Here is a 25,019-nt window from a genome sequence, read left to right as displayed (position 1 = left end):
AGCGACGATTTATGATTATTGATTTGTTTTCAGGATGTGGTGGTTTCAGCCTTGGCGCAAGACAAGCTGGGTGGGATGTCGGCTTGTCTATTGATATTGATCCAGACCTGACTGCCTCTTATGGATTGAACTTTCCGAAAACCAAAGTACTGAATGAAGATATTCGCAATTTTGATTCTAAGCGTACCTGGAAAAAAGTGCTTTCCAAAGAAATGTGAGTTACAACGCTTGTCTGTACTGGAAAGTCATTTTTACAATGATATTTTGTACTGAACATTTACTGGCTCCTTCTTTCTGAACAAAACTACAACGATATTCTGTACTGATTAGCTCGCAAATTTTTTCTCCCACCGCCTGAAAGCATGGTTCCTAAGGGATACCAGGGTTTCTCTGTACAGCTCCATACCAGTCCACCCGCCAGTATCTGTCATCTTGGGGAATTCCCTGATTGCAGGAATTCTGGTTGCCATATGCAGCCCTCAGTACAGAATATCGTTGTTCAGTCCAGTTTATCGTTGTAATTCACAGGGATTTGATTATCGATTCTGGAAATCCAGAAAAAGTGATCAAATAAAACCAGAATGGGTGATCACGTTGGGGCAGAATATGCAACACCAATAATGCAATAAATAGATGGCAAACATACTGCTTAGTTACCATCACAATAAGGCTATCCTGGCTCAGTTAGATGATGACGTTCCACTAGCTCAGTCAATTCGGGGAGAGCGCAGATAATTGGCCGATAAGGCACTGTGGTGGATGGATTGTATGAGGATTTCCAGCCCTTCATGAGGGTCAACACCTACTACCTGACAATAGGCAATGAATTCAAGCATTTCAATTTTGCGTCGGTCTTGTTCCATTTTGCCGATGACCGAATGATGGCGTCCCATTTGTTCTGAGACTGCTCTTAAAGACAAACCTCTCTCTTCCCGTTTTTGCTTCATCCAGGCGCGCAACTTATCGTAATGAGGTGAGTATGAGGAGGTCTTCATTGTCTCGATAATAGAGACGCGCTAAAATGTCGCGAAATTCGAGACACTGCGTAGTAAAAAAGTACCTCATGAACCTCATTCCGATTAAACCTGAATTCCTTCAAGTACTTCACCAGTTCCATGACAAAAACATCGCCATCGGTGAACTGACACAAGCCTATTTGGAGTCTCCAAATTGTCTGCACACCAAACAGAAAGCCGCTCGGCAGTTCGTATATCGTAATATCCTGAGGATGATCAAAGCTGAACTGATTGCAAAACACGTAGAAGGTGACAATTGGCCGAGATATCGTTTGATGGAGTCATTTAATACCCACTATCCGAAAGAAGAAGCCCACGCAGTACACAATAGTGCCAACACCACTACACCTTCATCTTCCGAAACTACTCAAGCTCCCAAGCCAGATAGCCTACTGAGAAAGCGCTTGAGTCAGTACCGATCAGATATGTTATGCGCTATTGGGGAAGCTGAGGAATACGAAGCTTTGTGCAAAGAGGTACCGGCACTTCGAGATGATGCACAGCCCTTATATAATGCAGCACGAGAGCGAAGTGAAATATTGCTTGGTAAGATCAAGGCTGTAGAAAGTTTATTAATCCAGCAACCGTCTTGAGCCTTATGCGATTACGACAGTGGCAATCAGAGGCAGTAACATCTGCCCTCCAAAAATATCGTGCTGGATCTTCTCATTTTTTGTGCTTAGCAACACCTGGTGCGGGCAAGTCGCTAATGGCCGCATTTACTGCACGTGAATTACTGAACGCTGGGGACATTGATTTGATCTTTTGTTTTACCCCATCCGTTAATATCAGTAATTCATTCAGGTACACGCTGGAAAAGACGCTAAAACGACGAATGGACGGACTCATTGGTTCAACCGGTCAAATTCTGACCTATCAATCCATGGCTAGTCTAGATGTTCAGTTTTGGGAGTTACTGACGTCCCACCGAACATTGGTGATCTTTGACGAAATACACCATTGCGCTGGTGATCGAAACGACAATGCAAATGTTTGGGGCCAAACCATCATTCGGCATATCCAGGGTCAAGCGACCTATACGATGGCATTGACTGGAACACCTTGGCGATCAGATCGCATTCCGATCGCGTTGGCATCATATTGTCATCATGGCAGCATCCAATGTGACTATCGATACGGATTGGGTCGGGCTATCAAAGACGGCGTGTGTCGAATACCGAAAATAACAGCCGTCGACAATAACCAAATCACGATCACCCATGGTTCTGAAACAGAAAACTATCGGTCATTTTCGCAGCTTTTGCAGGGTTCCAAATGCAGCTATCAACAACTATTGGATGAACCCCAACTCATCAGGTATCTGATCAAAACCGGTGAACAAAAGCTGATGCGTCTACGCAAAGAAAGCTCTGATGCCGGTGGCCTTATTGTCGCAACGTCTGTGGCGCATGCGAAAACCATTGCTGACATATTGCACCAAGAAACTGGCGAACACGCTATGATCGCAACCTATTTACATGAAGATGCACAGGATGCTATCAACCAGTTTCGCCATTCAAAGGCAAAGTGGATCATTTCTGTGGGAATGATCAGTGAAGGTACAGATATCCCTAGACTAAAAGTGTGCTGCTATTTGTCTCGGATCAAAACAGAACTGTATTTCAGACAAGTTTTGGGACGTATCTTAAGAGCACAGACACCGCAACGGGAAGAGGCGTATTTCTTCATGCCTGCTGAACCCAGTCTGATGGAATTTGCTCAACGACTTTCAGAAGACATTCCCAATGTACACACAGTTTCGGTTCATAATATGGATAATGATATTCCGATCAGTATGCTTCCTGACACCAAAGGCATAGAAACCGAAAACCAAACAGACAATGAAGCAATCTGTGTACAGGACCAAAGGCCAATCATTCAAATGAATAACCTTCCCCAACAACAGGATAACCATTTATCAACGGTAGACAGTCTTTCGAGCTCCTATGAAGCTGACCTACGGCTATTTGGAAGATTCAAAGTACGCCTTATATCGACGTCTACACAAAGCATGTGAAGCATGTTTGAAGCTGGATATTTGGCAGTTTCAACCAATAAACTGCAGTTTTTTGATGTCACAAGTGAATCTTCTTGATCAGCCCCATAAGCAATTGTTATTGACACAAATCGCACAGACGATGTAGTGCCAGGATGGAGACAAAAAAACCCATCCTTTGGGATGAGAATGCCTTTGTTTTTTCGTTCTGAGGTCTGCTTCGCGGAATGCCATGCATGCATAAAATAGTATACCTAGGAGTTGAACGCTTAGTTTCATCACGGACAAGGACACAAGATGAGCGATTCCTATTGGGGACTACCCGGGGATGATGAGCTGTATCCCAAATACTCCGCTAAACCGACTATTCCTACTGAACCGCCCAATACCAGATTTTCCGGTAATAAAGACATCGTTTCACGCCTGCCCACAGACGTTCGCAGTAAACTGCCTGGTCACTGGTCTGACTGGGGTTGCATCACCACGGGTGAGGCACAGCGATGGCTGAGTTTCGATCAGGATATATTCCGTATTTATGTCCGTGATGGCAGTAGTTATCGTCTGTCACGCTATGCATCCGTTAATAGCTTCAGGAATACAGACAGCACCCTGTTTTTGTTGCGTGACTGTTCTGTAACGCGCAGTCAGACAGGCGTTCATCACAGCGGTAGTCCTGGCGCTGAGTCATCCTCAACTCCCCGGTCTTCAGGGCCCGAAAACCCAAGTCTGACTTACTTCCAACCAGCACCTGTTGTCACCCGTAGAGATCATGATCTGTTGTTGAACTATACCGATCAGGATGGTGCATCGGTACCTAAACTCAAATACCTCGTTACCGTCGATGGCGTGGCCTATAAAGGCCAGCTCAATGAGGAAGGCAAAGCCGAAATCAAGCATCTGCCAGATGGTGAAGCTGAAGTGTCGTTCTCAGTGGACGAGGCTGAGATAAACCGTATTCGCACCGAGTTTAAATCCACTCTTTCAGAGATGATCGAAGATCGCCGTGAGCGTAAACAAAGGCTCGATAGCCTGCTGATGGAATACAACGCAGCTGAGCGTGGCATGATTCTGGGAGTGGCGTTTTTACATGGGTTATTTGATGAGTCAGTAGAAATCGTTGAAGGCGTGATTGAGCCTTTTGTCAACATCGCCACCGGCACTCAGAAACTTATGGCGGCACTGTATGACAAACTCGCCGATGGCTACAGCCTCGATGAACTCAAGGACGATTACGTCACCGTCTGCAGTGAGCTTGGCGAAGCAATTGATCAGGCTCGCCAGACCTATACCATCTTAAAATGGCTGGCCACCGATGCCGAGGTCTGGAAGGCGCTGATCCATTTTCCCAAAGACTGGTTTGGCTCCATGTCCCGGGTTGAACAGCACAGGTTTTTTGGTGCAGCGGCGCTGGAATTGATTTTGATCATTGCTGCGGCAGTCGCCACCGGTGGTGTTGGCGCGGTTGTCGTAGCCGGAACCGGCCTGTTGAGCAAATCCCGCCATCTGGTGCGCATGGCCGAACTGCTCAAAACCCTGTTCCAGTACCTGACCTTTAAAGACCGCCTGCCTAAACCCATCCGCTTGCGTCTGGAAAAAGACAAACACCACGCCAATGGCCAGCACCATTACAAGCAGGAAGAGCTTAAGCATAAAAAGCCCGAAGATGCCCGGCACCAAAGCCAGAACGATAACGGCGAATGCTCACCGGTCAATGCCAGGTGCGATACCAAAGGTCACCCAATCTCCATGGTCACCGGTGAAGAAATTACCGAAATTACGGATTTCAGTTTACCCGGTCCAATACCGCTGATCTGGAAGCGGATTTACCGCTCCAGCGCCATTCGCCGCAAAAGTGAGCTTGGGTTTGGCTGGAGTCATCCCTGGGATATCACGCTGAAGCACAGTACTCAGATTGTTGAAATTTCAGCAGAGGATGCAAGTCAACCCACGACCACGGCGGAACAGACGGTGATGACCGTGCGCACGGAGGAAGGTCTGTCGGCTGCATTTCCGATTCCGGTGAATGACGCGTCATCCTCGTCTGTGCATAACATTCACCATCCTTGTGGTTTACAGCTTCAAGTCATCGGTGATGATTTCACTTTGATCAAGGAAGGTCTGGCCTATGAATTTGAAACTCGTCCCGGAACGGTGGATCAATATCGCCTTAGACAAGTACACAGCCGTGACCATGTTCATCACTGGAATCTGCACTATCACCTGGCAAACGGACAACTGATTTACGCAGAATCGAGTTGGGGACAGAAGCTGTTCTTTGAAGTTGGCCAATATGGCAGTTGGCGTGCTATCAAAACTTTCTATGGCGTCAACAATCAGAACCCAGACGATGTCGAAAGCGGGCGATGTCTGATCCGTTATCGTGTCAACCGGAATGGCGATTTAATTGCCAGCAAACAACCCGGCAAACCCGGTGAACAGTTCCGCTATGATCATCACCTGTTTGTCCGTCATAAAACCCCTAGCGGTTTACGTTTCGGCTTTGAGTGGAATGAGTTATCACCCCATGCCCGTTGTGTCAGACAATTTGCTGAAGATGGTCATTATGATTATCGGTTTGCCTGGAATATCCGACCCAACACTCATGAAGTGACCGACGGTCGAGGCTGCGTTGAAGTCTATGAGAATGATGATCATGGCCGGAAAATTTACCGTATGGATGGTGAAGGCCATGAGCAACGCTGGTCCTATACAGACAAAGGCGATATTGCTCATTACATCGATGGCAGTGGTGGCGAACACGACTATGAATATGATGATCAGCAGCGCCTAATCCGTTATACCGATCCCGCCGGCCAGATACAAACGATCGGTTACTGGCGTGAGACACATTTTCCCAGCCACATCACCAGGCATTGGCAAGGGGAAACAAATGGCGGACCCGATACCCGTGAGACGACTCATTATCTTTATGACGCCTTTGATCAGCTTATTCGTGTCAAACATCCAAGCGGTGAAACCGAACACTGGGACTACCATGGTCAGACCCTGCGGCGCTATATTGACCGTCAGGGTCGATGCCACCAGTATTTCTGGAATAGCCGCTGGGGAACTTTAAGTGAATACCGGTTGTTCCATGAAGACGTACCATATCCGAGTTCGGAATTACCCGATTCTCTGAGTGAGGCTAAAGGTATCTGGCCACACGATTCTAAAACCGATACCGGGCCCTCCAAGCCCATTCAGCAACTCTGGTTCGATTATGACGAACAAGGCCGTATGCACCGTCAGCGCAGTCTGCACGGCCAGGATGATCAGTTTGTATATAACGATCAGGGACAACTGATTCTCAAAACCAACGCCCAGGGACAACACGAAAAATATACCTACGACCGCATGGGGCGCGTGATTGCCTATACCGATCAAGCCGGTCGTATCACGCAACGTCACTACGGTGCCTACGCACAAATCCTCGCCCAGACCCTACCGGATGGAACCCGGCTCAGCTACGAATACGATCAGGAACGCAACCTTACTGCGATCATCAACGGCAATGGCCAGGCGCACCGGTTTGAATATGATGGCTGTGAACGCATTAAGACCGAAATAAGTGTCGATGGTCGTACGATTCATTATCGCTACAACGGTACCGGCAAGTTGATTGAACAGCGTGAGGGAGAGATCACAGCAACCTTTGAACGAGATGTATTGGGCCGACTGATCAGCGAACACTATCAACATGCCAGCGACCCGACCAAAAATATCGTGCAAGGCTATCAGTATGATCGAAATGGCCGGCTTATTGGCGCGGTAAATGAACACGCCAAGGTCGAACTGGGTTACACCGTACACGGCCTGTTGTCGAAAGAACACACCAGCCAGCGCTTTGTCGACTATAACGGTGAATACCAGTCATTTAAGCACGGTATCGATTTTGTCGAATACACTGACACCGGCTATATCAGCTCAGTGCGTTACTCCGCACACCAGCCCTATCAGCGTGGTGGGTACTTCGACTTTATTCATCGCGACAGCATCGGTCAGGCGTGGACGTTTGAGCAGAATTACGCCTGGAACGTACGCGGTATGCTGAGCCGTATGAGTGTGCGCCCACATGAAGCCATATCACCGGTATCGTTGTTTGATCAGCAGTTTAATGCCCATGATCAATTAGCTAAGCGTCATCAAGGCCAGCATACCGCGACCTGGAATTATGATCCTGAGCAGCGTTTACAACAGTATCAACGTACGTCGCTGCAGAACGACTCCAATCGTCTGACCCTGCATGAACGGCACTATCATTACGATACCAAAAACCGTATTGCCGGAATTGACGAACTGCATGGCAGTAGCCGCTACCACTACAACGATCTCGATCTGCTGACCAAAGTTGAAGATCGGGAAGGTCAGCAGGACCTCCATTTTGATGCTGCTGGCAACCGACTGCCGGAAGGCTTAACCCGGCTCGACAATAATCGCCTGCCATTTATGGGTGACCGGCATTTTAGCTACGATGAATACGGCAATCTCGTTCAGATCAAAAAAGGTAAAGATCAAAAGATCGTTCAAAGCCTGGAATACAATGCCAAACATCAACTTATTAAATTTGAAGAACGCATCAACGGTACACTCAAACAAGCGCTGACCTTCCGCTATGACCCATTTGGCAGAAGGATCGAGAAATCCGTCTTCAAACAGGACAAACCCGAACAACAAACCGAATGGGCGACAAACTACAAACGCTATCGCACCCATAACCAACCCGATCTCTGGTATCAATACGCAGAACGCTACGTCTGGAACGGCGGCAATCTGATTCAGACGCGGCACATCGATTGTAATCTCAATAACCGAACCTTCCAGCAATACTACCTCTACGAGCCTTACAGCCATAAACCGGTGGGCTTGTATGATTATGAACTGGGCCTGCTGGATATCGAAGCTGATCATCTGGGCACCGCCAAAGCCCTATACAGTCATGAGACTGGAGAACAACTCTGGGCGACTGAGCATGAGGTCTACGGTAAAACCCGGAATGGCCAAAGCCATAAAACCCATCCGAGGAATGGCTTTGCAGTTGATCCAAAGCTCAGATTTGCCGGGCAGTACGAAGATATCGAAACCGGGTTGTATCAGAACTTTAATCGGTATTATGATCCCCAGACCGGGCGGTATATCAGTCATGATCCGATAGGCATCTTGGGCGGATTGAATGTTTATCAGTATTGTCCGAATCCGGTGGAGTGGGTTGATCCGCTGGGGCTAAGTTGTAAGGAAACTGATGCTACAGGCCGCCCTTTATCTAGTCCTAATTATTCTGTTGCGTACAAAGCACAATTGAAAGATGGTGTTAATTATCCGGGAAAAAATGATTATCATCATTTTCAGGAATCTAATAGGCAGTTATACGAATCGATTAATCAAAATCCGCAATTGGGTGCAATGTTAGAAAATTTATATCCAGGAATCACCGAATTTGTAAGCCCTGGAGCCAGAGGAAAATTTAAAGGTAAAACACCTTCAAAACAAGGATTAACGTGGCATCATAGCGCTCAAGATCCAGGAAGTATGGAATTGGTGCCATTGCCTCAACATCAAGCTCCTGGCCCTGTTCAAAGCACTTTACATCCAAATCAACAAGGCGGTATGGAAATATGGGGCGGAGGAGTTAGATAAATAATGAAAGCACTCGAAGATATCCTTGCAGTATTGGCGGAGCTTCCAGAGGATGAAGCCTTATATATTGTCAAAAATGACCAAGGCTTTGATTTTAAGAACTGCGCTGTTCTCGATCCAGATGAAGCAGAAGACCCTGACGGATCGAAACATGACTATGTGATAAATAATAGGCTGGTATATTTTTTAGAAATCTCAATCCTGCTCCAAATTGAACATAATTTGAGAATGCAGAACGAGGAATATTCCGCAGATGATTTGGTTCAGGCTGTTCTGTTTTATTTCAAACATGATGCATTTATAACAGTCTGAGAGAAATTAATGAAAAGGAATAAGTTTTGCCCTACGACGTTTGCTGGCATCGTAATCGCCATCATAGTAGCCCAGCTGTGTTAATGCTGACGTAAAATGTAAGCGGCTCAAATGAAGATCCTTCAGCAGGCCTTTCCGCCAAAAAACCAGATCGCAACATGAGTGCTCATGGACACGTCAGTTCAGGCTCAAGTAACAATGGTTCTCAATATATATCGACAACTCTAGATCCAGAAGTTGCAGCTAAATGGAATCAACCTGGACAAACAACAGTTACATTTGATACTGATGATGTAATACCCGATGTTCTCGGAAATCGTGAAATCATTGATATTTCAACAAAAGAAAAGGCAATTGCAGCAGGATTGAAACAACCCGCTATTAACTTTGCTACTTCATCAAAAGAAGTATTAATTGTTGGCCATGTCCCAGCCGATTCCATTCACATAATTGATTTAAAGACAGCGGTCACTAAAACAAGTGATTGCCCGCAATAACGAGGAACTCAATGGAAGTCAATCAAGCTATAGATATTGTTGTACACCACTTACAAGAAGAGTCTGGATTACTGTTGAAAATAGGTCTTAATGAAGGAATTGATCAAAAAGCATTTGATGAACTAATTGAAGCAATGAAGTTTTTAGCTGACGATTTCCAAAACGTTAATGAGATACCTAAAAGGCTTTCTGCATGTTTTATCGACTTGACGCCGTATTTTATGCGTTCAATAGATTGGTATTCTGAAGCTGATAAAGAAAAAATTGAGGATATTAGAGATGCTGTAGTTTCTATGGCGAATGATATTTGTTCCTGATTGAAACTTCATCCATAAGCTTCTCCTAAAGCCCCCTAACCGGGGCTTTTTCTTTAGCGCTTTGTTGTGCCAGTCGCCCAGTCCGCGCCATCGGACAACCAACCCCACGGCCCGCCGTCACATGTATCGGATCACAACTCTCTAAATCTGATCTTGCTGAAATAGAAAAGCGGCTTGGTTTTCAACTACCTGATACATTGAAAGTATTTTATTTGCAGACCAATGGTGGGACTCCTGAACCGGATCATTGGATTGGCGATAATGATTTTGAACCAATCTACGTTTCAGGTTTTTTGAAAATGAAGGACGCGTCTCCCAATGAAAGTTCTCTTGAAGATACATATCAAAATGGAGTATCTAAAGGGATTATTCCAACTCACTTACTTCCATTTGCATTGGATTGGGGCAATAACTATATCTGTATTGATATGACAGGTAAGGTTTTTTTTTGGCGACAGATTCATGGAATGATGATCTAAGTATGGAAGATAATGTCAAAAAAATACCAGATTGCTCTGCAATACACTGGATGAATTTATTGATTCTCTGGTGGGTGAAGATGAAGCATATGGCTAATCATTATTTGCTAAATGAGAACTGAGACTTTCGTAGCTCACAAACAAAAACTAAGAGAGCAGCATCTGAACAATCCGTATATACATACGGCCAAGCTCGCTGGTACGGCGGTTGTCCGGCGCGAGGTGCCCGGTTTATTGGCAGATGCGGAAAACGGTCTGAGCGATACCATCCGAGATCTCAATTGATCTTAATCGAAGTATCATGCTGAAATCTCTAGAAAATCAATAAGTTAGCCTATTTGACCATTTTCACGCAGTCACTGAGTCCTCCTCATTGTATTAACTCCGAGTATTACGTCTCACTCGATGCCAAGCTATAAGGACAGCTCGCTTTGAGCGCGGCACTTTTGTATGAATTTCAATAGATCGGCGAGATCGATGACAAATATCTAACTGTGTTAAAAAGTGAAGTGTTGGAGGGATTGAAACCTTCCATTCAGTTAATGAATTCTGGCTTACACCTGCAGCATCAAGAGACTGTAGCAGTTGATCAGGATTGATATTCAGAAATTTGAATGTCGCAGCCATAAGTCGTTCCCGATTGGTCACCGACAACATTTCCAGTTGGTGACTGAATAGAGAAACATTCGGCTCGTAGACATCGATGCCAAAATCTTTGAGTACGGCTGTGAGTTTGGATAATGGTCTTCGCAGCACTCGACGAGTCAGTGCAATGATAAAACGACATAGAGCAAACCAATCATGTCCGAGAACTAACTGGTTCCAATATATGGCCTGCCTGTGTTTGAGTACTTGATCAGCTAAGTTTTGAAAATCCAGGGCATGTTTGTTGTGCGGCTGGCACTCGATATTCCGATAATCGAATTGACACCTCACGCAACTTACCAGATGTCCGTTATGTGCCTCCAGCCGATGAGGTTCAATCGGTGAGTCACATGATGGACAACGATCAATGAGTCGAATGGAGTGCCTGTAACAGGCTGTATGCCACGCAAATCGCCAATGCCGCCTAAAATATGGGTATTCGTCGTCGCTCAGACATTTTGGGCAAATTTGAAGTCCACCCCGGTATGTTCGGTTGCGTGTTCCCAAAGCCAGTATCCATGGCCAGGTACCATGTTTAGGTGGTGGCATCCCGGTGATTAACGATACATCAGAAATGAGAAAGGACTGCTGGAATCGCTTTATAGGAATGCCTGAATATCGAGTAAGCGCTGACAGTCTGTCCTCTGATATTTCTCTATCCAAGTCCGTGGTCCACGCTCGCCAGTCTGGCCACAGAAAGCCTGTTAAGGCTAACGGATCGCAGCCATGTGCCAGTGCTGTACGAATAAGCCAAGAGTACGTCGATTCCTGAGGTAAAAACGAAATAGGAATCGCCCAGCGTTCTGTCACACGCTGATCTCACGAATGCCTTTGGTTGGACGTAACCAGGATTTACTTTTGATCAGCTTTAACGTGATCTGCTCCTGCTCAGAAATGATCGCTTCCTTGGCGCATTCAATGAGTAATCTATGAAGGTTACCCAGGTTGCCACCAGATATGGTATGAAAGGTCGATGCAAATTCTGGCTGATGGAGAGCGGAGGGTTTTTTGAGCGGTAGTACTTTCTCAAAAGACGCCAGGAGTCGCTGAAAATCCTGATTAAGATACCATAACGGAAGACTGATGACATCGAATCGACTGGCATGCTGAGGATCGCTGTGTAACACACGTACAGCCTCGCGGGTACCGACTCCCACAATGGGGATACACAGTTCATTACACAGGAGCTTAATAGCGTTCATGACTTCACGCTGTTTAACCGCAGACCCTGTTAATAGAGAGTGAAACTCATCGATCACTAACATGCGGACATGGCAGGATCGGAAAAGATGAATCACCTGGTATCGTAACTTGGCGACTGGGTCACTGGCTCTGTAAGGGGTGAAAAATCGTTCAAGCAGAGAGATGTATAACCCTTTTTCATCAGCACTGGGTGGTGCTTCCGCAAGGATCACCGGTTTTACAGGGTTTGCCTCTTCATTCACGTATCCTTGACCACACAGATCATAGAATCGTCTTATGATGGTAGTTTTGCCATTGTTTGGATCTCCGACGATTAGCAAATTGGGCATCCGTGGTCGCTTGGGTTTGTCCATGAGTCCATAGAGTGAATCCATGATTTGCTGAGCAACTTGGTATCCTATCCATCGAGGTTCATCCAGAAAGGCGATGCGTTCCTTGTCTGTTAGCGCAAATAGGTGCTGGAAATCTGGGTGAATATGTTGATAAGCACTCATGCAATATCTCCGAAGGTATCGATATCACCGTCAATCAAATCTGAGGTTAGATCTGATTGAGTAGCAGGGACATTTAGCGGTTTATCATTTGATTTTCCTACCGGCAGTACTGGCGAGGATTTTGTCTCATGTTCTTTACGCCGTTGCGCTTGCCGTCTGGCTTTTTTGCTTTTTTCCTTGGCTTCATCCACTTGTGTTCGCAGTTCTGTGATGGCCTGAAAAACCTGGTGTTCGTTAACGCTTTTGGCTCCTTCTTTCTTGAGTTTTTCTTTTGCTTGTTTGAACTCCCAAATACTCATCGAGGGTAAGGACTGATCAGCAAAAGGGATTTTGAAATATTGCTTGATTTCCGGGTCAAAGAACCAAAGGCAACTGATGTCGCGAGGATCTCGTCGAAATATCAGTTTGCGTTTATCCCGGGTTTCTGGATCTACAGAATTAACCCAAGGCCGCAGGGCTTCAGCGTAATACTTAAGCCCGTCGATCATCACGCCAAATGTCTGTACCGTTCGCTGGAACGACGGCAAGAAGTCTAACAGAACGGTTAAGCGATCTGAGGGTTTGGGGGGAAGACCAACCCCTTGAATACTTCCGCCACCGAAAATGCCGATTTCCCATTGGCGTAAAGGCGTTAACCCAAGACTGGAGTGCAAACGCTGGTGATAAACCTTACATATTAGTGTCACCAGCCATATCTCGAATTCAGATTTTGTCATTACCGCATGTTTTTCTGAGTCATATCCATCACGATGTTTCACTGATGAAAAGGTAGTGCCCGGAAGGGTATGGATCTCTTTGAGTAGGGTTCCCAGCAATCTCTCAATATGGCCACCATAGCGTGGTTGTTTCACCGGCCTGAACTCAAGGTTGATACCATAGGCCAAACAGGATTGCTGAAAGTTATTGGAGCGAAAATCAGCACCATTATCGACGTGGATGGTTCTTGGAATACCCCAGACAGGCCATTGAGCATCGACATTGTTTTGCAGCAACCATTCTTCTTTTGGGAGCAAGGAGCATGCAACACACATGGCCACCGATGTCTCAGATGGTGGATCGAATGACAGGTAATAACCCGTGACCATTCGACTATGCACATCAATGGCTAGAGTAATCCAGGGCCGTCCTATCGGTAGTCTGTGAACATCATCAACCAAAATAATGTCAGCGGGTGTGTGATCAATCTGGATGACGGACAGCGGATAATCCGCATTGGGGAAGTTGCCAGGTGTTGGCGTAAAACGATTGATTGCTCTTTCCAGATATCCTCTTGCACGAAGTTGTTCCCGTTCTGGAACTGCGGCAATACGCGCTCTGATGGTCATATGTGAGGGCGGTTTAACACCTCTGTCATGACACAAGCGTAACACCTCAATGACCACTTTTCTGGGTGTAGGGCGCTGTTTGGTCAGATAGTAGTCCCTGATGACCTGATCAATAATGTCTTCCGCTGCCTTTGAAATTTTATTGTTACCCTGTTTCCAACCTCTTTTTTGAGGAATAAGGGCCGTCACTGTGCCGTAGGCGTTATATTTTCGGAGCCAGCGATACAGGGTGGCGACATTGATGTTCAGCTCTTTGGCTCGTTGTTCAGCGGCTTCTCTACCAACAGCGGCTTTACCGACCAATGAACTGATAGCGGAAAACCGCTTTTGAGCAATTTGCCAATCTTCATCAGCAATATCGGCTAGATCAATGGATGGAAGCGCATTATCTTCAATAGAGCGTAACTCTCCAGTCCTTAATGGGACGCTACGCCCTGTTTCCAAGTCCATACCGATGACCGAGTTGAAATCGAGTATCTGAACAATTCGGTAAGTTGAAGCGCCATGTTGGACAATGGCACCAGTGTCGATATTTACCCTCTCTCGTTTGGGTGCAAAAGCGTCATTTCCAAAGATTAAATCATATTCATCACTCATCAGCAGATACCCATAGTTCCGTCATCTCATTGAGCGGTTGCCCGATATCACAGTCAAGCTGCCTGGTTGCAAGCAAGTGCCAGACATGAGCAAGACCTTCGTTACGGTAAATTCCCATGAAATGACGAGCGAGGAGGTAATCTGGTGTGGCAGCCCCCATTTCCTGGACAGACTCAATGACCTTCTGGCTTTCTGTTTCCGGAAAATGCATGCGTTTATAACGGTCCAGAAAGCGGATATTATCCAGAGAAGTGTCCCGGATGCGGTTCTCATCGCGTATGTGAAATTCCCAGCCTTGGTGCTGGGCAAATCGCCAGGCGGCTTTCCATTTGGGTAGCCAGTGTCTCCAATTTTCCCGCCATTCTGTTTCAGGCTTTACTTCAACCAGAACTGGCTTGGGGTAGTCCACATGAGAGCGGAGGCCCAAGCGATAATAGACCAGATAATCTGGTGTGTAAGTGTAAGTCTGGCCATTTTTGCCCTTGAAAGGTATTTCTGCCGGTTGTGCAATGATATCCAGAACGGATAGGGAGAACTCGCACCGTAATAGAAAGTCCCTTTCCAAGGTTGATTCAAAAGGAATTGATGACTGTCCTCTGAATGCGAGGTGTCCGGAAACACTTCTCCGGGTAGGCCCAATCTTGCGCATTTGGCGTGGAAAAAACTGATCGCAGCTATTTGTAGACATTTCGGGGTCCATCGCAGTTATTACTGTAAAGATATCGCAACAATTAGCTTATAAACGCTTGTAAATCATTGAAACTTGGTAAGCATTGTCGCATTTATTGTTATACTTTACAGAGGCAGTTCTCCCCGTCCCGGTGAAATCACATTAGCCCATAACGGTGTGTTATTTCTGGACGAATTACCGGAGTATTCCCGTGCAGTACTCGATGTACTGAGAGAGCCTTTGGAAAGCGGAAAGATTGTGATTTCCAGAGCAGCACGACAAATTACCTTTCCTGCCAGCTTTCAATTGGTCGCGGCCATGAACCCAACGCCAGGCGGCTATGCCGCCAGTGATCCACGCAGCCAATCGTATAGCGCCGAACAGATTCGTCAGTATATGAGCCGTGTTTCCGGGCCATTTCTGGATCGTATCGACATGCATGTGGAAGTCCCGCCGGTGCCGACTCAGGTGCTGGCTGCCGGACAAGCCTCTGAATCCAGCGCTCAGGTCAGACAACGGGTTGAGCAGGCCTGGCAGATTCAGCTTGATCGTCAAGGCAAAGGCAATCACCTGTTGTCGACCCGTGAAATTGACCATTTTTGCCGTTTACAGAACGCCGACAGTCAGTTGTTGCAGACGGCCGTCGATCGACTCGGGTTGTCTGCGCGCAGTTATCACCGGATTTTAAAAGTGGCAAGAACACTGGCGGATCTGGACCAGACAAAGGAGATTCAACGGCCCCATCTCACAGAAGCGCTGGGTTACCGGCAACTGGACAGAATTGGCAATAATATTGCTCGTTAGTGTCTGTCGAATCAGCCGATCATCATGGTTTTTCCATTTTTCGTTAACTTATTAATGAAGACAGTTTAAGGGGAAAAGCCTCGGTTGTTAAAAGCCGACGGTCCGGCCCGATGTTGCGGGGTAAATATCATTTGATCAATAAGGCCACATGCTGAAGGGTGGTTGATCAGAACTCAAAACAAGCCCGCTGAATTCCGGTCTTAATAGGTCCAGGGGCCTTCATCGATGATTCACTGTGATTCGTTTGACATACGATTGAATATGGCTGTTTTGTCAGCACATTGTTTAAGTATATTTAAAATACTGACTATTTATGGCCTGTTCATCCGTAGTGTTTATCATGGCACGCGAGTTCGATGCCACGAATGTCTGAATCCGGGGGAAATATCGGTTCGGAATCAGGTTGTGTAGCAGGTGAGGTTTTATGATAAGAGTCGATTTTATTTCAGATATTTCATGTCCCTGGTGTGCGATTGGTGTCAGTGCTTTTGTGCGTGCCTTGGAGCGCGTAAAAGGCGAAATCGATGTGGATCTGCGCTTCCATCCATTTGAACTGAATCCGACCATGCCACCGGAAGGTCAGGCGCTCGATCAGTATCTGGTACAGCATGTTGGCATATCGGTTCATCAGTTGGACACCGCCAATGCAATGTTGTGTGAGCGGGGTGCCCAGGTTGGATTCAGATTTGGTCATCGTACTCATATCTGGAACACTTTTTCGGCCCATCAATTGTTGCACTGGGCTGGCCTTGAAGGTGGGGACGATAGTCAGTTGAAATTAAAGCTGGCGCTCATGCAGGCTTATCATGGTGAAAATCGTAACCCATCGTCGCATGCTGTGTTGTTGGAACTGGTGCAGCAGGTGGGATTGGATGTTTCCCGGGCAGACGAGGTTTTACGATCACAGGAGTTTGCCGAGGCAGTTCGGAACGAAGAACAGAAGTGGCAGAAGATGGGGATTCATTCGGTGCCGGCAGTGATTGTCGAGGGCGAAGGTGTGTTGGGTACCCGCAGTGTGGAGCAGTATGAAGACATGTTGAAGTTGATGCATTCTGCCATGAAGGAACACTGAGTATCGTTAATTCTGGAACGCTCGCCATACATCCTTCATCATCAATACCCGATATCAACAAAACCCACGTTACCAGGGCGGATTTGCCAGAACCATCGGCTTACTATGCTGCTAAGGTGATCGATATGTGCCTATCGACATCAGAGTAGATGCAGGAGTCATCTATGGCCGGTTTCAGCATCACAGGAATGTCTCATAAATGGTGTATTTTATAGTGATAGTAACCGCTAGTGTTTGAATCACAATGACAGCGTTGTTGCATAAGATGAATTTCCCGGTATGGGTATATGCGTTGGATTTTCTATATTCCGACCGGAATGACTGAAGAGTTGAACAATGGCAGTAAACGGTGAAGCCCTCAATAACAGTTCTCGTTTTGAACATCAGCTGGAGCCGATTCTGGAATTGCTGCGGCGTCAGAAGCTGGTCGAAAATCTCGCCCAGCGGCAGGCACAATCGCGGGCAGAACTGCTTGAAACGTTGGTGCACCGGCAACACGAAGTGGAACTGCGTCGTAAGCTGAAGATTCTCAATGCTGCCGATGCTGCTTACCTCTTGGATATGTTGACCCTGGACCAGCGCTGGCTGGTCTGGTCGATGCTGGAAGAGCATGTGGCGGCGGAAGCGATGTTGGAAATGTCGGAAGCGGTGTTGACCAGTATTGTGGAAGAAACCGATTCGAACCGGCTGCTGAAACTATTGATTCATTTGGATGCGGATGAATTGTCCGAAATTGCCGAGTTTCTTCCAGCAGATGTGTTGGCTTCTGCCAAAGCGCAACTGGAGGCCGCCGAGCAGCAATGGCTTGAGGCGTCTTTGTCCTATCCCGAGGACAGTGTTGGCAGTCTGATGAGCCGGGACAGTTTTTTGGTGAGCCCCAATCAGTCTTTGGATGAAGTGATTGCGGCTTTTCGGGCCATGGAAGAAGTGCCAGAACAGATGGATAAGTTATTTGTCGTACAAAAACCTCGTCACCTTGTAGGTGTTTTGCCGTTGACCGCCTTATTGCGACACCCCGGCGATGAACGGGTGAATAAAGTGATGCAACCTAATCCTGTAACCTTCAGTGCTGATGAAGATGCAGAGGATGCTGCTCATGCTTTCGAACGATATGACTTGATTTCAGCACCGGTGGTGGATGAGAACCGGCGGGTCATTGGCCGGTTGACGGTTGAAACCATGATGGACTATCTGCGTGAGCATCACGAAGGTGCTGCACTGGCGAAAGAAGGTTTGAGTGCCCGTACCGATTTGTTTGGTCCGGTTATGTCCGGTGCCAGAGCCCGGTGGCTGTGGCTGTGTATTAATCTGGCCACTGCATTTCTGGCCACTCGTTTTATTGCGCTGTTCGAACAGACCATTATCAGTCTCGTGGCGCTGGCCACCTTGATGCCGATCGTCGCCAGCGTTGGTGGCAATACGGGCAATCAGACCATCGCGCTGTTTGTGCGAGGCCTGGCCATGGATCATATCAATCGCGATAACCTGCGCTTTCTGGTTATGAAAGAGCTGCTGATCAGTGTTATCAACGGCGCACTCTGGGGGTGTCTGCTCGGGGGAGTGGCGTTTCTGTTATATGGTAATCCTGGAATTTCGGTGGTGATGGCGGTGGCTACATTGTTGAACCTGATCATCGCGGCTGCAGCGGGAATATTCACGCCATTGGCACTGGCGAAATCCGGACGTGATCCGGCAATGGGAGCGAGTGTGGTATTAACGTTCGTAACAGATAGTATGGGATTCTTTATTTTTCTTGGGTTGGCAACCTGGTGGCTGATTTAGGTTTATCTAATGTTTTGGACGGATCGGCAGAAATGATACATGCCGGTTCAGTGGCTGTGTTTTCCGGTAATCAAAAATAATTTTTTGTAACGACTATAAATACCACCGGTGATATCTGGAAAATTGTCTACACTGTAAACGTTATCAAGCATTTTCACTGTGGAGCCTCAGTTATTCCGATGACTACCCGTTTTTCAATCATGCAAAAGATGGTGATGCCGGTAATTTGGGTGTCGTTGTGTTTTGCTGTTGTTCTGTGTGTGCTGGTCTTTGGCTTGAGCCAGCGGGCTTATGTTCAACAGCGCCAGCAACAGCTGAACTGGGCCGACATTGCCATACAGGCAGGTCGTCCGGATGCGGATATTCTTGCCAGTCCGGACATCCGTGGAGTGCTGCATTTTTCAGCAGATCACCGGGTTGAATCCGCTTCCGGGAGTTTCGCGGGTGTGGTCGATTTATCGGAGCTGCCGCAGTCCGTTCGCCACCTGGTCGATAAGCATCAGATACCGGCCACAATCTACACCAATTATTTTCTGTTGAACGGACAGCAGGCAGATCATTATGTGTTGTTGGCTGCCAGACCTTTTATTGCCAGTTCCCTGTTTTATCAGGGCATGATTTACAGTGCTGTGATTGTAGCTCTGGTTGTTGTGATCGGGTTGATTCTGTGGTTCCAGTTCTGGCACAGGCTGGCCCGGCCGGTGGCAGAATTATTCGACTATTTGAAGTGGTATCAGCGCAATAACGGACAGCATGATGTATCCCTTCCGCAATCGATGGACATGCTGGGCGAATCCTATGTGTCGTTATTGAAAGATCTGCAACATCAGCAGGAACAATATCAGCTGTTATTGGAGAGCAGTCAGGATGTTGTGCTGATACTGGATTCGAACGGTAATATCCAACAGGCCAATACCATTGCTGAAAATTTATTGGGACTGTGTGTTTCTGTGCCGGGTCAACAAAATATTGTTGATCTGTTTCCTGAATCTTTGCGGATCCGGCAGACCAATCTCTATGAGGAACTGATTAACACCAGACAGAACCAGCATTACGGTTTATCCGGGAATTTTGTCCTCTGCCATGAGAATAGCAGCCTGCTGGATGTGAGTATGACCATTGCCTGTTTAGATAATACCGGCAGTGATCACTATATATGCCTGATTCGGGATATTTCTGACTATCGTGACCATCAGCGGCTGCAGCAGCAGATGACGGATTTTCAGGAACGATTACAGAAAGCCAGAGAGTTGCAGACAGCGCGCGAATCTTACGTCGTAGCAGCCAGTCAACAGGTCAAAGCTTCCCTGACTGCGCTACTGGGTGTTGCCCGGCAGTCCTATGCACATGCAGCCAATGATTTTCAGCGACAGTATTTGGAAAGTGTGGTGTTTGCGGCCGAAGGGGCGATCGATATGGCAGAGCGATTGTTTGAGCGCCCGGCGCTGCAGGCTGGCCAGATGCTTCCGGCCAACAAGCCGTTTTCCCTGCATCAAATTTATTCCCGTTTGCTCTTGCTCGGAGCATCTATGACGCAGCAACGATCATTGAAACTATTGGTGGACCTGCCGCCGGATTTACCGGATCTGCTGATCGGCGATGTCATATTATATCGTCAGGTTTTACGCACATTGTTTTCCAATGCTCTGAAATTTACCCGCCAGGGACATATTCGCATTCGTGTGTCGTATCGACGTTCCGGGGGAGACATCCGTTTGCTGACGGAGGTTTCGGATACCGGCATCGGTATTGCTGCAGGACTTATTCCGCAATTGTTTAGCCGGTCAGCCAATACAACTTTGGCAGATAAAGAAAGTGCCAGCCTCTTCCTGGCCTATACCCAATGTACCCAGTCTCACGGTTCTATGGGAGTAGAGAGTCAGCTATCTGTCGGGAGTCGTTTCTGGTTTGAGTTACCGTTCGTGGCGGCACCGGTTCACTCCGCCCCCGCCTGGGAAGATATTCCGATTCCTCTGGTATGGTGGATCGACAAGCGTATCCATCAGCATAATGAAATGCTGTTGGAGTGCCTGTCAGATTGTGGAATAGCGGTTGCTGTACGGGACTTCACCGATCCTGCGTTAATGCATGAGCCACCGGCCGATGTACTGTTGGCGCCATCCTGGGAAGATGAGATTTTTGTGGCACACCTGAAGTCCAGAAAACCTTCGGCGGTCTATATTGCGTTTGCTGATCTGCTGGCTGGAGAATATTCCGGGACTTCAAAGCAAACAGATGCCGTCGGTACCTATCCGATAACAGCACTGGATGTTTTCAAGCTGGTCAAAATAAGCCTGCATGATCGCTGGTATTTAAGAAAACCGGAAGGTGGCAGTCTGGTAAAAAAGCCTCGCTCAGCCGTGCAACTGGACAATCAGGTTCAGCAGACTGAAGATCCGGAACCCAACTCGGTGTTACAAAATGTTGCTCTAACTGCCTGGGACGAAAGCAGCTCAGGCAATTGAGGCAATGACCCGGGTAATAAAACCGCGGTCTCTGTGTTAGCATCCGTCCCTTTAATTGTTTTGGAAATCCCATGTCTAAATATTCAACCAATGAACTTAAAGTCAGTTATGGTGTTGGTCGTCAGTTTGGTGCCCAGCTGAAAGATAATCCTTTTGAAGGTCTCGATGTGAATGCGGTTGTGGAAGGAGTGATCAGCGCTTTTCAGGGGCAGGCAAGTGATGTGAACGATGAAGACATGCAGGTTGCTTTTGGGGTCATTCGTAAGCGTCTTGAGCAGGAAGAAGCCAAAAAAGGTACCGTGGCTGCGGAAGCCGGCGAAGCGTTTCTGGCAGAAAATGCCAAACGTGAAGAGGTCACAGTGACTGCCAGCGGACTGCAATATGAAATTCTCAGCGCGGGTGATGGTGAGCGTCCGGCAGCCAGTTCGACAGTACGTTGTCATTATCACGGAACCCTGATTGATGGTTCGGTTTTCGACAGTTCCTATCAACGTGGGCAGCCGGCAGATTTTCCTGTGGGCGGGGTGATTGCCGGGTGGACCGAGGCACTGCAAATGATGCCGACAGGTTCCAAATGGCGGTTATATATTCCTCATCAACTGGGCTATGGTGCTCAGGGAGCCGGCGGTGCAATTGGTCCTTATCAGGCACTGGTGTTTGATGTTGAGTTGCTGGAAATTCTTTAAGTCAGTATAGAGCTCTGTTTGTTGATAGCCGGCTAATGTCCGGCTTTTTCATTTCTTAACCCCTGCCTGCTGTTATTCTGACAACGTTTATTTGTTACCTGATCACCGATTATTTGATCTAAATCATAATTGTCTGTTTTTTCATCAGCACAATTAGCGCACCTAATAATCAGGTGCCGCTAGTGCCTGAACAATAATAATTTGGATAAATAGGTTGGACTTATCATGACCACGGAAGCTTTAAAAACCATGTCTCGACCGAGCACCCTGATTGAATGGACTGATGAACTTGCTGTCGGTATTCAGGAAATCGATGATCAACATCGGTTGCTCGTGTCTATATTAAACAGACTGCATACGGCCATGTATGAGCATCAGGGTAAAGAAGTAGCTGAAAATATCCTGGGTGAGTTGATTGATTACACCAAAATTCATTTTGCCGTTGAAGAGAGCCTGATGCGGATTCTGGGTTACCCGGAAGCAGATGAACATAAGCAACATCATGAAGAATTAATCAACGAAGTAAAGGCTCTGCAGGAAAAACTGCGCAATGGTAACCGTTCCATTTCATTTGAGTTACTGCACTTTTTGCGGATGTGGCTAACCAAGCACATTATGAACGAAGATCAATTGTATGCTCCATTTTTCTTAAGCAAGGGAGCAGTAGCGACCACCGACAATAAAAAATCTATTGTTGGCAGACTTTGGCATTCAGTATTCAAATAGCAAATTAAATTAGTTCTCACCATAAAAAATCCGATATGCTCCTGGTGTATCGGATTTTTTTGTATTGTAAAAACGGAAAATATCCGTTTATTTGGCTATCCTTTGTCGTAAAAAATGTTGCCAGCTTTGTCCGGATTTCTTCAGGGTACGTTGTTGGCTTTGATAATCCACGTGGACAATTCCAAAACGCATCGAATAACCATAGGCCCATTCGAAGTTATCCATCAGACTCCAGGCGAAGTAACCTCGAATATCCACACCACTTTCAACAGCGTTGTGTACTGCCAGCAGGTGTTGCCGATAGTAATGGACGCGCATGGTATCGTTGATCTCGCCGTTTTCCGGTTCGGTGTTGTCGGCGGCGCCGTTTTCAGTGATGAGAAGCGGCGGTAGTCTGGCATAACGACGGGTCATTTTCTGGGTCAAATGTGTTAGTCCGTCGGGATAAATTTCCCAGCCGATATCTGTTTTGGGGTGCTCATTATGAACCTGCTCTGGCAGGCCCTGGGCATTCGCTTTAACAACCTTGCGGGAGTAATAGTTAATGCCGAGAAAATCGATTGGACGGGCAATAATTTCCAGGTCGCCAGGTAAAATTACGGGCATAAAAACCGCATCCTGTTGAACCACCCTGGCAGGGTATTCGGCGGTCATCAGTGGGTGCAGGAACCAGAAGCCATCTGCGTCATCAGAATATTCGACGGCTTCTATGTCGGCGGCTGTATCCTGGTATGGATATGCAGGCGTGAAATTCAGCACAATACCATGTTCTGCTTCCGGGGCATTTTTCCGCATATAAGGCAGTGCCAGTCCATGAGCCAGCAGAACATGATGGGCAGCCTGATAACCAAGTTTGTGATCGGCATATCCTGGCGCATGTATCCCCCAGCGATAACCCACAAATGCCGTGCAAAGTGGCTCGTTGAAAGTGCAGTAGGAAACGACTTTGTTGCCAAAGCGTTCGGTAATTTTTTCTGCGTAGCGAACAAACCGGTAAGCGGTTTCCCGGTTGATCCAGCCTCCTTTATCTTCCAGGTACTGTGGCAGATCCCAGTGGTAAAGTGTCAGATATGGTTTGATACCGCGGGTGATGAGACCATCGATTAATCGTTCATAAAACTCAAATCCTGCTTCGTTCCATTGATCAGGTGCCGGTTCGATCCGGGGCCAGGCGACCGAGAAGCGATAAGCATCCACTCCCAAAGATTGGATCAGATCCAGGTCCTGCTCCAGGCGGTGATAGTGATCACAGGCAATACTGCCGTCATCGCCGTTCAGGACTTTGCCGGGGGTGGCACAGAACCGATCCCAGATGGATTCGCAACGACCATCTGCGGTATTGGCTCCTTCTATCTGAAACGCAGCGGTAGCAACACCGTAAATGAATCCCGGTTTGGTTAAAGAACTGTTATGAGGTAATTCAAATGACATGTCGATTCTCTTGTTATTTTACTGCGCCGCTGGTCAGGCCAGAGATCATCTGGCGACTGGCAAACATATACAGGGCGATCAACGGTAGAATGGAAATAGTTGTACCAAGCATGACTGCGCCCCAGGGCGTATTAGGGACACCTTGAACACTGCGGAGCATTTGTGTGATAACCATTTTATCCGGGCTGTTTAATACCACCAGTGGCTGCAGGAAGTTATTCCAGAGAAATACAAACTGAACGATGGCCAGTGTGGCCAGGCCGGGCCTTAGTAGCGGTAAAACAATGTTCCAATAGATACGAAGTTCACTCGCGCCATCCAGTTTGGATGCTTCAAGTAAATCCTTCGGTACGGATGCAACCACATATTGGCGGATCAGAAAGATACCGAATGGATTAATGGTAAAAGGCAGCCAGACAGCGAGATGCGTGTTGGCCAGGCCCAATGTGGAAATCACCATATAATAAGGAATAAGTGTTAACACGGGCGGAATCATCATCGACGCGATCATGATGCCAAAAATTGCATTTTTGCCCTTGAACTTGAATGTTGCCAGCGCATAACCGGCCATAGAACAAAAGACCAGAGACACTGCAGTACCGACAAATGCGATGGAGAAACTGTTCGCCATCCCGCTCCAGAAATCCATGATCTTCAGCAGGTCCTGATAGTTCTGCGTCAGTTTGTCTCCAATGTTAAAGTCGATGCCGCCACTGAACATGGTGGTTCTGTCATGGGTAGCGAGAATGGCCGACCAGATAAATGGAAAGATCGTGATCAATACGAACAGCAGCAGGATAACGTTACGAATACCTTTGCCCGCTTTATGGTAGAGATTGACGATAAAAGTTGCCTGAGCGTGCGTCAT

The 25,019-nt window shown here is 47.1% G+C and carries 21 protein-coding genes; 14 read left to right on the top strand and 7 right to left on the bottom strand.

What is annotated here, in order from left to right; genetic code table 11:
- Nucleotides 1–11: 11 nt before the first annotated feature.
- Nucleotides 12–218 (top strand): DNA cytosine methyltransferase, encoded by a 207-nt coding sequence (locus tag YC6258_RS00990; RefSeq protein ID WP_044615397.1) that lies wholly within the window; start codon nucleotides 12–14, stop codon nucleotides 216–218.
- 489 nt (nucleotides 219–707) lie between these two features.
- On the opposite strand, the gene YC6258_RS00985 is transcribed toward YC6258_RS00990, so the two are convergent.
- Nucleotides 708–995, bottom strand: coding sequence for a helix-turn-helix domain-containing protein (locus YC6258_RS00985; RefSeq protein ID WP_044615396.1), 288 nt, complete (start codon nucleotides 993–995; stop codon nucleotides 708–710).
- A 68-nt stretch (nucleotides 996–1,063) separates the two neighbouring features.
- Between YC6258_RS00985 and YC6258_RS00980 the strand changes: the two genes are divergently transcribed.
- From YC6258_RS00980 to YC6258_RS00955, 7 genes are all read left to right on the top strand, one after another.
- The gene (locus YC6258_RS00980; protein WP_044619619.1) at nucleotides 1,064–1,609 is read left to right on the top strand and encodes a hypothetical protein; all 546 of its coding nucleotides are present in this window, start codon (nucleotides 1,064–1,066) and stop codon (nucleotides 1,607–1,609) included.
- 5 nt (nucleotides 1,610–1,614) lie between these two features.
- Nucleotides 1,615–3,033 carry a DEAD/DEAH box helicase gene (locus YC6258_RS00975; RefSeq protein ID WP_044615395.1) on the top strand — a complete coding sequence of 473 codons (1,419 nt, stop codon included), beginning with the start codon at nucleotides 1,615–1,617 and terminating at the stop codon, nucleotides 3,031–3,033.
- A 276-nt stretch (nucleotides 3,034–3,309) separates the two neighbouring features.
- A complete protein-coding gene (locus YC6258_RS00970) occupies nucleotides 3,310–8,646 on the top strand; it encodes an RHS repeat-associated core domain-containing protein (protein ID WP_044615394.1) in 5,337 nt (1,778 codons plus the stop codon).
- 3 nt (nucleotides 8,647–8,649) lie between these two features.
- Nucleotides 8,650–8,958 carry a DUF7716 domain-containing protein gene (locus tag YC6258_RS00965; RefSeq protein WP_044615393.1) on the top strand — a complete coding sequence of 103 codons (309 nt, stop codon included), beginning with the start codon at nucleotides 8,650–8,652 and terminating at the stop codon, nucleotides 8,956–8,958.
- A gap of 158 nt (nucleotides 8,959–9,116) precedes the next feature.
- Nucleotides 9,117–9,455, top strand: a complete 339-nt coding sequence (locus YC6258_RS29375) for a hypothetical protein (RefSeq protein WP_144407518.1) — start codon at nucleotides 9,117–9,119, stop codon at nucleotides 9,453–9,455.
- A gap of 11 nt (nucleotides 9,456–9,466) precedes the next feature.
- On the top strand, nucleotides 9,467–9,772 hold the full coding sequence (locus tag YC6258_RS00960; RefSeq protein WP_044615392.1) for a hypothetical protein: 306 nt from the start codon (nucleotides 9,467–9,469) through the stop codon (nucleotides 9,770–9,772).
- A gap of 89 nt (nucleotides 9,773–9,861) precedes the next feature.
- Nucleotides 9,862–10,251: an SMI1/KNR4 family protein gene (locus tag YC6258_RS00955; RefSeq protein ID WP_082070501.1), complete on the top strand. Its 390-nt coding sequence runs from the start codon at nucleotides 9,862–9,864 to the stop codon at nucleotides 10,249–10,251.
- 378 nt (nucleotides 10,252–10,629) lie between these two features.
- Here the strand turns inward: YC6258_RS00955 and YC6258_RS31275 are convergent, their stop codons facing one another.
- Genes YC6258_RS31275 through YC6258_RS00940 form a run of 4 tightly spaced genes read right to left on the bottom strand, consistent with a single transcriptional unit; the run spans nucleotide 10,630 to nucleotide 15,203 of the window.
- Nucleotides 10,630–11,706 (bottom strand): TniQ family protein, encoded by a 1,077-nt coding sequence (locus YC6258_RS31275; RefSeq protein WP_082070500.1) that lies wholly within the window; start codon nucleotides 11,704–11,706, stop codon nucleotides 10,630–10,632.
- Nucleotides 11,703–12,593: a TniB family NTP-binding protein gene (locus YC6258_RS00950; RefSeq protein ID WP_044615390.1), complete on the bottom strand. Its 891-nt coding sequence runs from the start codon at nucleotides 12,591–12,593 to the stop codon at nucleotides 11,703–11,705. The genes YC6258_RS31275 and YC6258_RS00950 overlap by 4 nt, the downstream gene beginning before the upstream one ends.
- Entirely contained in the window at nucleotides 12,590–14,515 is a 1,926-nt protein-coding gene (locus tag YC6258_RS00945; RefSeq protein ID WP_044615389.1) for a Mu transposase C-terminal domain-containing protein, read from the bottom strand. The genes YC6258_RS00950 and YC6258_RS00945 overlap by 4 nt, the downstream gene beginning before the upstream one ends.
- On the bottom strand, nucleotides 14,508–15,203 hold the full coding sequence (locus tag YC6258_RS00940) for a heteromeric transposase endonuclease subunit TnsA (RefSeq protein ID WP_044615388.1): 696 nt from the start codon (nucleotides 15,201–15,203) through the stop codon (nucleotides 14,508–14,510). The genes YC6258_RS00945 and YC6258_RS00940 overlap by 8 nt, the downstream gene beginning before the upstream one ends.
- A 75-nt stretch (nucleotides 15,204–15,278) precedes the next feature.
- Here YC6258_RS00940 and YC6258_RS00935 point away from each other — a divergent pair, with 75 nt between their 5' ends.
- The 6 genes from YC6258_RS00935 to YC6258_RS00910 all read left to right on the top strand — a co-directional run bounded on the left by YC6258_RS00935 (nucleotide 15,279) and on the right by YC6258_RS00910 (nucleotide 22,720).
- The gene (locus tag YC6258_RS00935; RefSeq protein ID WP_052829970.1) at nucleotides 15,279–15,989 is read left to right on the top strand and encodes an ATP-binding protein; all 711 of its coding nucleotides are present in this window, start codon (nucleotides 15,279–15,281) and stop codon (nucleotides 15,987–15,989) included.
- 424 nt (nucleotides 15,990–16,413) lie between these two features.
- Entirely contained in the window at nucleotides 16,414–17,061 is a 648-nt protein-coding gene (locus YC6258_RS00930; protein ID WP_044615387.1) for a DsbA family oxidoreductase, read from the top strand.
- 336 nt (nucleotides 17,062–17,397) lie between these two features.
- Nucleotides 17,398–18,843, top strand: coding sequence for a magnesium transporter (locus YC6258_RS00925; protein ID WP_044615386.1), 1,446 nt, complete (start codon nucleotides 17,398–17,400; stop codon nucleotides 18,841–18,843).
- 179 nt (nucleotides 18,844–19,022) lie between these two features.
- Nucleotides 19,023–21,308, top strand: coding sequence for a PAS domain-containing sensor histidine kinase (locus YC6258_RS29370; protein ID WP_044615385.1), 2,286 nt, complete (start codon nucleotides 19,023–19,025; stop codon nucleotides 21,306–21,308).
- A 71-nt stretch (nucleotides 21,309–21,379) separates the two neighbouring features.
- A complete protein-coding gene (gene bamJ / locus YC6258_RS00915; protein WP_044615384.1) occupies nucleotides 21,380–21,994 on the top strand; it encodes a BamJ family beta-barrel-assembly machinery protein in 615 nt (204 codons plus the stop codon).
- A 225-nt stretch (nucleotides 21,995–22,219) separates the two neighbouring features.
- Nucleotides 22,220–22,720 carry a bacteriohemerythrin gene (locus YC6258_RS00910; RefSeq protein WP_211264604.1) on the top strand — a complete coding sequence of 167 codons (501 nt, stop codon included), beginning with the start codon at nucleotides 22,220–22,222 and terminating at the stop codon, nucleotides 22,718–22,720.
- Between the two features lie 87 nt (nucleotides 22,721–22,807).
- Here YC6258_RS00910 and YC6258_RS00905 read toward each other — a convergent pair whose 3' ends face one another.
- Together YC6258_RS00905 and YC6258_RS00900 are read right to left on the bottom strand one after the other, a co-directional pair.
- Nucleotides 22,808–24,151: a GH1 family beta-glucosidase gene (locus YC6258_RS00905; RefSeq protein WP_044615383.1), complete on the bottom strand. Its 1,344-nt coding sequence runs from the start codon at nucleotides 24,149–24,151 to the stop codon at nucleotides 22,808–22,810.
- Nucleotides 24,152–24,164: 13 nt separating this feature from the next.
- Entirely contained in the window at nucleotides 24,165–25,019 is an 855-nt protein-coding gene (locus YC6258_RS00900) for a carbohydrate ABC transporter permease (RefSeq protein WP_052829969.1), read from the bottom strand.

The sequence above is a fragment of the Gynuella sunshinyii YC6258 genome (assembly GCF_000940805.1).
GTDB classification, from domain to species: domain Bacteria; phylum Pseudomonadota; class Gammaproteobacteria; order Pseudomonadales; family Natronospirillaceae; genus Gynuella; species Gynuella sunshinyii.
This window is presented reverse-complemented; position numbering and strand designations above follow the sequence as displayed.

What these genes read in the sequence shown, in the direction of transcription:
- YC6258_RS00910 (WP_211264604.1), top strand. Translation starts at nt 22,220, where the DNA reads ATGACCACGGAAGCTTTAAAAACCATGTCTCGACCGAGCACCCTGATT.
- YC6258_RS29375 (WP_144407518.1), top strand. Translation starts at nt 9,117, where the DNA reads ATGAGTGCTCATGGACACGTCAGTTCAGGCTCAAGTAACAATGGTTCT.
- YC6258_RS00940 (WP_044615388.1), bottom strand. Translation starts at nt 15,203, where the DNA reads ATGTCTACAAATAGCTGCGATCAGTTTTTTCCACGCCAAATGCGCAAG.
- YC6258_RS00970 (WP_044615394.1), top strand. Translation starts at nt 3,310, where the DNA reads ATGAGCGATTCCTATTGGGGACTACCCGGGGATGATGAGCTGTATCCC.
- YC6258_RS29370 (WP_044615385.1), top strand. Translation starts at nt 19,023, where the DNA reads ATGACTACCCGTTTTTCAATCATGCAAAAGATGGTGATGCCGGTAATT.
- bamJ (WP_044615384.1), top strand. Translation starts at nt 21,380, where the DNA reads ATGTCTAAATATTCAACCAATGAACTTAAAGTCAGTTATGGTGTTGGT.
- YC6258_RS00975 (WP_044615395.1), top strand. Translation starts at nt 1,615, where the DNA reads ATGCGATTACGACAGTGGCAATCAGAGGCAGTAACATCTGCCCTCCAA.
- YC6258_RS00985 (WP_044615396.1), bottom strand. Translation starts at nt 995, where the DNA reads ATGAAGACCTCCTCATACTCACCTCATTACGATAAGTTGCGCGCCTGG.
- YC6258_RS00945 (WP_044615389.1), bottom strand. Translation starts at nt 14,515, where the DNA reads ATGAGTGATGAATATGATTTAATCTTTGGAAATGACGCTTTTGCACCC.
- YC6258_RS00925 (WP_044615386.1), top strand. Translation starts at nt 17,398, where the DNA reads ATGGCAGTAAACGGTGAAGCCCTCAATAACAGTTCTCGTTTTGAACAT.
- YC6258_RS00990 (WP_044615397.1), top strand. Translation starts at nt 12, where the DNA reads ATGATTATTGATTTGTTTTCAGGATGTGGTGGTTTCAGCCTTGGCGCA.
- YC6258_RS00965 (WP_044615393.1), top strand. Translation starts at nt 8,650, where the DNA reads ATGAAAGCACTCGAAGATATCCTTGCAGTATTGGCGGAGCTTCCAGAG.
- YC6258_RS00900 (WP_052829969.1), bottom strand. Translation starts at nt 25,019, where the DNA reads ATGACGCACGCTCAGGCAACTTTTATCGTCAATCTCTACCATAAAGCG.
- YC6258_RS00960 (WP_044615392.1), top strand. Translation starts at nt 9,467, where the DNA reads ATGGAAGTCAATCAAGCTATAGATATTGTTGTACACCACTTACAAGAA.
- YC6258_RS00950 (WP_044615390.1), bottom strand. Translation starts at nt 12,593, where the DNA reads ATGAGTGCTTATCAACATATTCACCCAGATTTCCAGCACCTATTTGCG.
- YC6258_RS00930 (WP_044615387.1), top strand. Translation starts at nt 16,414, where the DNA reads ATGATAAGAGTCGATTTTATTTCAGATATTTCATGTCCCTGGTGTGCG.
- YC6258_RS00905 (WP_044615383.1), bottom strand. Translation starts at nt 24,151, where the DNA reads ATGTCATTTGAATTACCTCATAACAGTTCTTTAACCAAACCGGGATTC.
- YC6258_RS00980 (WP_044619619.1), top strand. Translation starts at nt 1,064, where the DNA reads ATGAACCTCATTCCGATTAAACCTGAATTCCTTCAAGTACTTCACCAG.